The sequence below is a fragment of the Citrobacter sp. wls711 genome, from assembly GCF_005281055.1.
GTDB lineage: Bacteria > Pseudomonadota > Gammaproteobacteria > Enterobacterales > Enterobacteriaceae > Citrobacter > Citrobacter gillenii.
Genome location: NZ_SZXC01000005.1, coordinates 1 through 8078, shown reverse-complemented (window position 1 = coordinate 8078; position 8078 = coordinate 1). Strand labels below are relative to the sequence as shown.

General features: G+C 49.1%; 10 protein-coding genes. 1 reads left to right on the top strand and 9 read right to left on the bottom strand.

Annotated features, from left to right (window positions below; genetic code table 11):
• Window positions 1–114: 114 nt before the first annotated feature.
• The 5 genes from FDW98_RS23560 to FDW98_RS00475 are packed head-to-tail and all read right to left on the bottom strand — an operon-like array spanning window position 115 to window position 3684.
• Entirely contained in the window at window positions 115–813 is a 699-nt protein-coding gene (locus FDW98_RS23560) for a hypothetical protein (protein WP_249935692.1), read from the bottom strand.
• Complete coding sequence (locus FDW98_RS00490) at window positions 806–1528, bottom strand: DUF2612 domain-containing protein (RefSeq protein ID WP_137398729.1); 723 nt, start codon at window positions 1526–1528, stop codon at window positions 806–808. The genes FDW98_RS23560 and FDW98_RS00490 overlap by 8 nt, the downstream gene beginning before the upstream one ends.
• Window positions 1525–2706, bottom strand: coding sequence for a baseplate J/gp47 family protein (locus FDW98_RS00485; RefSeq protein ID WP_137398728.1), 1182 nt, complete (start codon window positions 2704–2706; stop codon window positions 1525–1527). The genes FDW98_RS00490 and FDW98_RS00485 overlap by 4 nt, the downstream gene beginning before the upstream one ends.
• Window positions 2690–3070, bottom strand: a complete 381-nt coding sequence (locus FDW98_RS00480; RefSeq protein ID WP_137398727.1) for a hypothetical protein — start codon at window positions 3068–3070, stop codon at window positions 2690–2692. The genes FDW98_RS00485 and FDW98_RS00480 overlap by 17 nt, the downstream gene beginning before the upstream one ends.
• The gene (locus tag FDW98_RS00475) at window positions 3067–3684 is read right to left on the bottom strand and encodes a Gp138 family membrane-puncturing spike protein (protein ID WP_137398726.1); all 618 of its coding nucleotides are present in this window, start codon (window positions 3682–3684) and stop codon (window positions 3067–3069) included. The genes FDW98_RS00480 and FDW98_RS00475 overlap by 4 nt, the downstream gene beginning before the upstream one ends.
• A gap of 116 nt (window positions 3685–3800) precedes the next feature.
• Between FDW98_RS00475 and FDW98_RS00470 the strand changes: the two genes are divergently transcribed.
• Window positions 3801–4334 (top strand): DUF4236 domain-containing protein, encoded by a 534-nt coding sequence (locus tag FDW98_RS00470; RefSeq protein WP_137398725.1) that lies wholly within the window; start codon window positions 3801–3803, stop codon window positions 4332–4334.
• On the opposite strand, the gene FDW98_RS00465 is transcribed toward FDW98_RS00470, so the two are convergent.
• The 4 genes from FDW98_RS00465 to FDW98_RS00450 form a co-directional block, all read right to left on the bottom strand.
• Complete coding sequence (locus FDW98_RS00465; protein ID WP_137398730.1) at window positions 4320–5264, bottom strand: hypothetical protein; 945 nt, start codon at window positions 5262–5264, stop codon at window positions 4320–4322. The two genes, FDW98_RS00470 and FDW98_RS00465, sit on opposite strands and share 15 nt — an antisense overlap.
• Complete coding sequence (locus FDW98_RS00460) at window positions 5264–5599, bottom strand: hypothetical protein (RefSeq protein WP_137398724.1); 336 nt, start codon at window positions 5597–5599, stop codon at window positions 5264–5266. The genes FDW98_RS00465 and FDW98_RS00460 overlap by 1 nt, the downstream gene beginning before the upstream one ends.
• Before the next feature lie 12 nt (window positions 5600–5611).
• The gene (locus tag FDW98_RS00455; RefSeq protein ID WP_137398723.1) at window positions 5612–6418 is read right to left on the bottom strand and encodes a phage baseplate protein; all 807 of its coding nucleotides are present in this window, start codon (window positions 6416–6418) and stop codon (window positions 5612–5614) included.
• The coding region (locus FDW98_RS00450) for a hypothetical protein (protein WP_249935691.1) at window positions 6418–8078 on the bottom strand (1661 nt) is incomplete at its 5' end. The genes FDW98_RS00450 and FDW98_RS00455, both read right to left, overlap by 1 nt.

The following is an 8078-nucleotide window of genomic DNA, read 5'->3' as shown; positions in this document are numbered from 1 at the left end:
TTTGGCTGTCTAAAATTCGCTGGCCTTCGGCGTCGCTGATATGCACAAAACTCCCCGGTATTTTGTCATCGGGAGTGTTGTCGCCATAAAATCCGTTATTCAACGCGCAATACTTCATAAAACCCCCTTACCGATTGCGATATAAGAAAAAGTGGTGGCGATACCCGAAGATTTAGAATCTGCAGAAAGAATCCTGGCCCCCGCTGCCGTGCTATTTGATAAATCCCACCCGACAGCATTCACCCCTTCAGGACCTGAAGAAATATCTGACGGTGCAACCAGATATGGTGTGCCAACAAAAGCATGTGGAAACTGAACATTGCCTATACCGTTGCTGCCCGTTGAACCGCGCCCCCATACAAACTGGAAATCCCCTAACTGGAAAAAACCAGATTCAGAAACGCTTTCTCGCAGACCAAGGTTTGAGAGACCGTTTTTTGAAGTTAAGACAGGAGTCCATTTCGCAGATGGCGGCTGGCTACCAACATTTGCATTTTGTAAGGACTGATAAGACTCACCATCATGTGTGCAGATCGAACCGATATGGTATTCCTGCTCTGAATGCCATTCTGGAACACCAATTTGATGCTGATATGCAATGAACTGGCTCATTGCGTACATTGCCGCATTGAAGTCCTCAAGCGAGGGGTGCTCGGAAGCGCCAACAATGCCCCATCCGCGCAGGAAAGATGCCGTGATCTGCGAGGTCAGATCATCTGCCTGATTTGTTCCACCAAACACGGTTCTTTCCAGTCCCTGTGCATCAGAGGCAAAAGCCCGAACATTTCCCTGGTATCGTGCAATCTTAGACATGTATTTTCCTCGAAAAAAAACCGCCCTGGTAGGCGGTATTGAATTTGCTGGCGAAGCCTCTGGACGAAGGGTTTCGCGAGAAACCGAATGTCAGACCAGGTGTCACCTGATAAAAATAATCGTATCTAACGCCTGCAGGTTTTGGCAGCAGGCCAAGCTTCACAATCAAGCGTAACTCTTCAACTGATACCCGCGGCGAAACGTTCAGCGCAAGCGTCATGTCTTTTCTGTCGGTCACGTAAGCTTCGCCGTTGAATGCCGTCTGTATCACATCCTGCAAGCTGACCCGATCATCTGACGCTATCGTTGCACCTGCGGCGTTTCGCGCTATTTTGACTCGGAGAAACCTGCGATACTCATTGTCAGCCAGCTGGTAGTCACCATATGCCGGGGAAAACTTGCTATAGAAAGGCGCTCCGACATACGTCGCATTAGATTTACTGTCGAAGCCTTCGGTATTCAGATGCCCGTCAAACCCGAAAAATACACGGGCAATAACAGCAGGCACGCTGCGGGGAAGTCCAACTATCCGGCCAATCACATCGAGCCTGTATCCGGTAACCCGATCGAGATCAAAGTTATCTGGGTTACGAATAAAATCGGCGATGATTTGCCAGTGCCGGAGCATGGCCTGTATCTCTGACCTTGCCTTTTTCTTTTCCCAGTACTGCTTAATCAGCATTAGCGTATAGCGGTTAATGATGTCGTCATTCACTGGAGCACCTCATTAACGTCTATATTTTCCACACTCAATGTGAACTTCCCCGGAAAGCCCGGTGATAACTCAGCATCGGTGTAATCGACTCCATTGCTGCTAATTTGCAAATTAGTCAGCACGAAATTCACCCGTCCGACACCATAGCCATTCTCATAAAATTCGTTGGCGTCCACAGACTCACCGATATGCATCGTGCGTGATACAAGCGATTTTTTGAGAGTATCGATATCTATAGGTTCGTTTTGTATTTTCCGGCGAGCAGTTAGTCTGATATGAAGCGGCTTGTAGATAGGCCGATCAAGCTGAAGTTCATGGGCTATAAGAAATGAAGTACCGTCAGGCCGAATCAGGGTTTCGGTGTAGCGCCCGGTTATGCTGCCTTTCGTTCCCGTACCACCGCCTTTTTGTTTGACCATGACCTCCACTATTTCTGAGATCGCACCACCTTCCACGACAAGCCATATAGAATTCGCAGGAATACCCGTTGTTTGATCATCGATTTTCGTATCGTTCTCACCGATATTTAGATCAATTACGCCTGGCAGTTGGGCAACTTTAGCGAAAACCGCACCAGTGCTACCTGTTGCAGGGTTCTCAAGTGACCGGTTCCGGCGTTGCCTGAATTCTTCAGGCGTTTCCTCATCCCGACCGACCACAACCTCTGAATCAGAGATAATGCTCACAACACCTGGCTCTGGGGTGAGTTGAGTGAAAGTATCGGTTCTCAGTCCTGTAACCTTCCCAAAGTTTTGAGCAAAAAAGGTAGCAGTTGTGACGCCTGCCGGAATGGTTACATCCTGTCGTATAAACCAGACCTGATTCGCCTGATCCCTTATTTTATACCCGCTATAGAGAAGTACCGGCCTGTCTGTTGTGACTTTAAGGTCACGTTGCGATCGTGAACCCGGGCGCATGAAAAGACCGTGAAGTTTGGCAATAATCTGCTGCATATCACCCGTATTAAAATCAGGGTCCATTTGGGAATAAAGCCATTGCAGCGCGGCTTCAATATCTGCCCGAGCCTGAGCTTCGATTGCCACGCGTTGACCGTCAGGTGACTCCTGGTCTAAATCGATATCCTGTCCATAAATCCCTTTATAGCCATCGCTCAGTTCCTGAAATAACTCCCGGAGAGTGCTTGTCTCAAGGCCGTTGTCGCTAAACTGTAGTGCCATTCTTCAACGCTCCGCTGACTGGGAAGGTGATCGTCTGATCGTCATAGACGGTCTCAATGCTGAGTTCGATTTTTTGTGACCGGGTAGCTTTATTGACCTCCATCGCCAGGGCGGTAATGCGCATAACCCCATCCGTCGCCAGCGTCACGCGCTCTATCTCCCGCAGAATCTCCTGCTCGGTGTTTTTCTCTGATAACAGGTAAAGCCAGTCGATGTTGTCATCCATGTTGAGAGGATTATCGTTTTTGAACGAGCGGATCCGGCATTTGGCTTTCTGCGCGATAGCAGCACCGCCGGTTATATAGTTTGCCTTCCCGCGCCCAAATCCCCAGTCGTCATTTTTATCAAGTGCTGAAACAATCATGAGATCTCCGTGACAATACCGTTGGTAACTGTGATTGTTTTCCCGTCATCGCTTCGAAATGAACCAGACACCCCAGACTTACCGCCGGTCTTTACCTGTGAATATTGGAGTACATTTAGAACATCGCATTCTTCCAGAGTCGTCTTACCCTCTTTTTGGGTAATATTTCCTGTGAGGTTTAAATCACCCTCGTGGTCAGAATCCCCCTTCATCATCCTGTTCTTCTTAGGGATATTGATCGCGGTAGCCTGTGGGTTAACCCCACACAGAGCGAAGCCATCTGAATAATCGTGCATACGCATTTCAAGTGGTGAAACAAAATCGCTACCCGCATACCAGGCGTCATAACAACGCTCAGAGATAAGGACGAGGCAATATTCACCAGCCGCAATTGGTTCGGCGATATAACTATCACCGCCTTGCAAAATTACCGGGGGGACTTCAATGAACTCTGGGAGTTGCTTGCTGCTTCCTTTCACAACCCGATTGATAACGGGGACGCAACTGATTGTTTTGTCATTTACAGACGTTATTTTTGCGACAACAATGGTGTGAACATCGGCCAGAGCGAATTCAACACCCAGGCCGATAGTGTCGTGAAGTTCTTCGATCATAAATTAAGCCCATAAAAACAGCCGGAGTGAGTCCAATGGATGATTAGATAAATACTCATACTAATCGCCGTAGAGATCGAACCTGCGCCAGCGTTTAAAACTAAGGAGAGTCACTCATGGGATTCAAATTCAGGCAGCGCATCAAAATTGCACCTGGCATTCATATAAACATAGGTAAAACCGGCATAACTAGCGCATCAATTGGTAAGGCTGGTGCTACCCTGAACGTTGGTAAAAAAGGGGTAAAGGCAACCGCAGGCATTCCCGGTACCGGTTTGTCTTACACAAGTGGAAACTTGCTCTCGGGTCAAAAGAACTCCACCGGTAAACACGCTGAGAACGTAGAGGAACAAGCACCTGAGCGGCTTGGTTTCTTTTCGGACTCAACGTTGTTAGAGGATGGTCAGGAAGATATTCAACCACCTCGCCCATTGGTCATGGTATTAACCCATAAGCAATTTAGAAAACTATCAACCGAGGAGAAAACGGCATTTAAAAATGCAGGTGGTAAGGTGAAGTTTTCAATAGGCGAGAAAATTTTTATTCTCACAGTCATTATTTTTGCTCTTGGCTGGCTTTCAGATCGTCACCCACCAGAAAAAACCAATTCCAGCGTAACGCAAGAAGTAAAATCTTCAGTTAACAACTGAGTAATTTCCGGCAGGCTGGCATACCACCTTCTGATACCAGGCTGCCCCGTTGTTCTGCCCGCTGGTTTCAATCTGGTATATCTTATAAACCCCGTTTAACGCGGGGTTCGTCACGCTTTCAACAGCGCAAAGCCCACCGATCACCAGCATAGGATTCAGTTTCGTATCGAATACGATCTGCCCTTTCGAGGATTTGGCTAAGGTACTCGAGTCAGTATCTTTTTTGCCTGCCGGATCCGTATCAGGCTCATTGGTTGGCATCTTGGCTTTCTTCCCCCCGTCATCCTGTGCGCTAATCTTCGTTGCCTGAGGCGTATTTAGCAGACCGCTACGCGCATTCACGACTGGAATGTTACCCGATGTAACCTCATTAGCCTTGAGGATGTGGACGCGCTCATCTTTGATGAAAAATGACTCGTCGGGCGCAAGGGTATCGGTAAGAATTTTACTGGAGCTACCTACCAGAACCTTCGGCCTGATGAGTGCTTGTTGCTTCGTCACAGAGCCTTTTTTCGTGTTTGGCATATCCTGCAAGACAGAATCGACGACCTGATCTTTCCCGCGTACCGTGCGCGATGTGAAGGCGTTGATATAGTCGTGACCGCCATCTTCGCATTCAAGGCTGACTATATGGGTAGCGCCCTCTCGCTTTACTGCTCCGCTTTTAACCGAACCCTGAAACACCTGGCGCAGCTTGCCGTCGTAACCAACCTCGAGGCGAACGGGGATATACTTCTCTTCATCTTCGGACTTGAGCAATTGCAGACGCGTGGAGGGCTTTAGCCCGTTGATGGACACACTCAGCTTGCCGAGTGACTTCTTGTCCACGGTTTCCAGCGCCTTGAATGACACGGTGATCGGTGGCTCGATAACCACTGCTTGATTGCCGATCCCCACCGTCAGCCGATAGTCACGGTAAAAAGTATCCATCACGGCACGTCTCCCCCGCGAATATCAATCATCTCTTCCGGCGTGACCAGATACAATTCGATGCGCCCACTGGCGAAGTCATCAGCCCGATACGGGTCAATGCCGCTGCCGTCCGTCGCCTTGGTCATAATATCGAAAGGCCAGTTTTTGTGACGAAAATGCAGCGTTGCCAACGACAGTTTCACGCCGTCGATGTAATCACCGTTGTACTCCACGCGCATTTTCCACATTTCTACTGTGGGCAGATATCGAATAGTGACCACAGCCTCACCACGGTCAAAAATCAGAACATGCCGCTGGATAGGTTCGTCAGTGATGTTAGTTATCGGATCCATACGTTGCTCTCATTAGAATAAAGATTTCGCCGCACCTTTTAACGAGGTCATGACTGATTTTGACTGGCTGGTCCCGTTACTTTTTTTTGAATTATCAGCGGGCGTCTGCGCGCCCTTATTAGCAACGCCCGCCGTTTTTGATTTAGCGGCTACCGATGGCGATTTGAAGTGCTGCTCTATCGGTGCGGTAGTCAGTTGCGTGAAGGTGATTTTTGTAAAACTGGCCTCAAACTTTGTTTCCATCGTCTGATTGTCGGTGCTTATGGTCAGGCCGCTTAACGCCATATTTTCATGGGTGCGATAATCCACCTCCACGGAAATAAGCTGCTTGCCGTAGTACACCCCCTCAATGAAGTCGAGAAATTGCTCACGTATACCTTTAGCGCCACCAGTAGACGGGTTGCCCACCAGCCCAAACAGGTCGGCTCCTTTATCAGCCAGGCGTTTTGCCTTTAAGATGGCCTGCTCTGCGCGATCGGCAATCTCATTCATTTTCTGCAACTGCTGCTGCGTCTTTGTGGGGATGTACTCCAGCACCTCGCCATACTTCGAATAATCGGGCATCAGGCTAAAAGAAGAGTTTGGTTTCGCATCGACATAGATATCGGCAACAACACCGCTGATTTTTATCGTCAGAGGGCCGTTGATGATATCGTCAGACGCGTTACTGCCATCCTCCAGCACGTCTACAGGAACCTGAGACGGGTATTCAGTAACGTCGCTCACTCGGGCAAACATTGAGAACCCGCCGATCCCTACCTTTTTAACAGTATCTTTGCCAGAAGATTGCGCCTGCATGAGGCCGTCTAGAATCCCCATTACCGACCTCCTCTGCCACTCAACCGGTTGGCATCCTTCATGTTTTGTTGCAGGCTATCTACCGCAGTATTCCCGGCGACAACCGGATCGGATGTGTTGATGTGAATAGTGTTCTGCTGGCTGACGCTTGAATTGCTTGTCACGCCACCACCAGCGATCCCCACCGCCGCATTCATGCCGTAAGGAATACCATCAGGACTCATGCCACCGTTACCGCCGCCGGTTACACCCTGCAACTGTTCATCCTCACCGAACCCTAAGAAAGATTTTGTCGCATTCCAGGCATTTGAAGCAGCATTGCTGATCGTGTTTTTAATGGTCTCACCGAGGTTTGCGAACAATCCCATCACCCACTGCATAAATTCATCAAACGGCTTTCTCAGTAGCGCGACACTATCGGTGAAGGACTTCACAACGTCATCCCACGCCCCCTGAAAATCACCTGTGACCAGCTTGCTCAGCGCGCTAAAGAGCAGTTTGATATTCTCAATGCCCTGTTTGAATACGTCGACAATGTAATCAACCACCACCATCACAGTGTCTTTGATAGCCAGAAGGCCCGGAACGATATCGATCCCCCAGTTATCCTTGAAGAAATCAGCGATAACGCTCTGCCCGCCCTGCATTGCAACTATCAAATCATCCACAACCAGAACGATTGCTGTGATAGCAGCAATGATGAGTAGCACCGGGGATGTAAGGACCGTCATAATCGTCGCAAGCCCACCCGTTACGAGCCACCATGCCGCAAAGGCAACCGTAATGACGGTGATGATTGGTAATAAACGGCGAATCATGCCAGCCAAAGAAAATATAATTTCCCCCAGATGATGCAGGCCGTTTTGTATGAGTTCGGCATTGGCGTGAAGCCACTCACGCATGCCGTCAACTATATCTTTCAACATGGGGAGAAAACTAAGAGCTAGCTGCGTGGATACAGAGCTATAGCCCATCCGAAGATCTTTAAGAGAGTTATTAAACTCGGCGGCGGCATCAGCTTGCTCCGTGGTCACAACTCCCCAGTCACGGGCCTGTTTGAGTGATTTATCCAGTTCCTCACGGCTAAGTGAGAGCATCTGCACCATTGAGCGATCAATGCCCATTTTGTCCAGGACGGAGAACTTTTCCGCCTGACTCATGCTGCGCATTTTATCCGATAGCTCGATGAATGTTTGCGTAGCATCTTTAACATTGCCACTGGCGTCCTTGAACTGTAGCCCAAGGCGTTTGCCAATATCCGCCATTTCACCTTCGCCAGTTGAGATAAATTCACCAATTCTCATGGTCATTTCGCCTATCGAACTGGTGACTGCCTCCATGCTGGAGCCGTTAAGTTCCGCCACGCGACCAAGCTCCTGCAACCCTTCCACAGAAAGCCCTGTCTCGCGGTGAAACTGAACAAGAGGATCGAGGCCATCAATAATGGAAGTAAACCATGCAGCCATCGCCCCCGCCGATCCCTGGATAGCAGCCCCCATACCGGCGAGCAAACCAATAGAGGCTTTCAGGTTAGCGTTGAAGGTTTCCTGTGGTGCCAGATTACCGATAAAACCGAATTTGGTAATAAGCTCGTTAACTATTGCCATGACGGGCTTTCTCCGCTTCGTGATGCTGGATATCAGCGCTGATGTTTTTGGACTGACCCCACGCCCGTAGACAA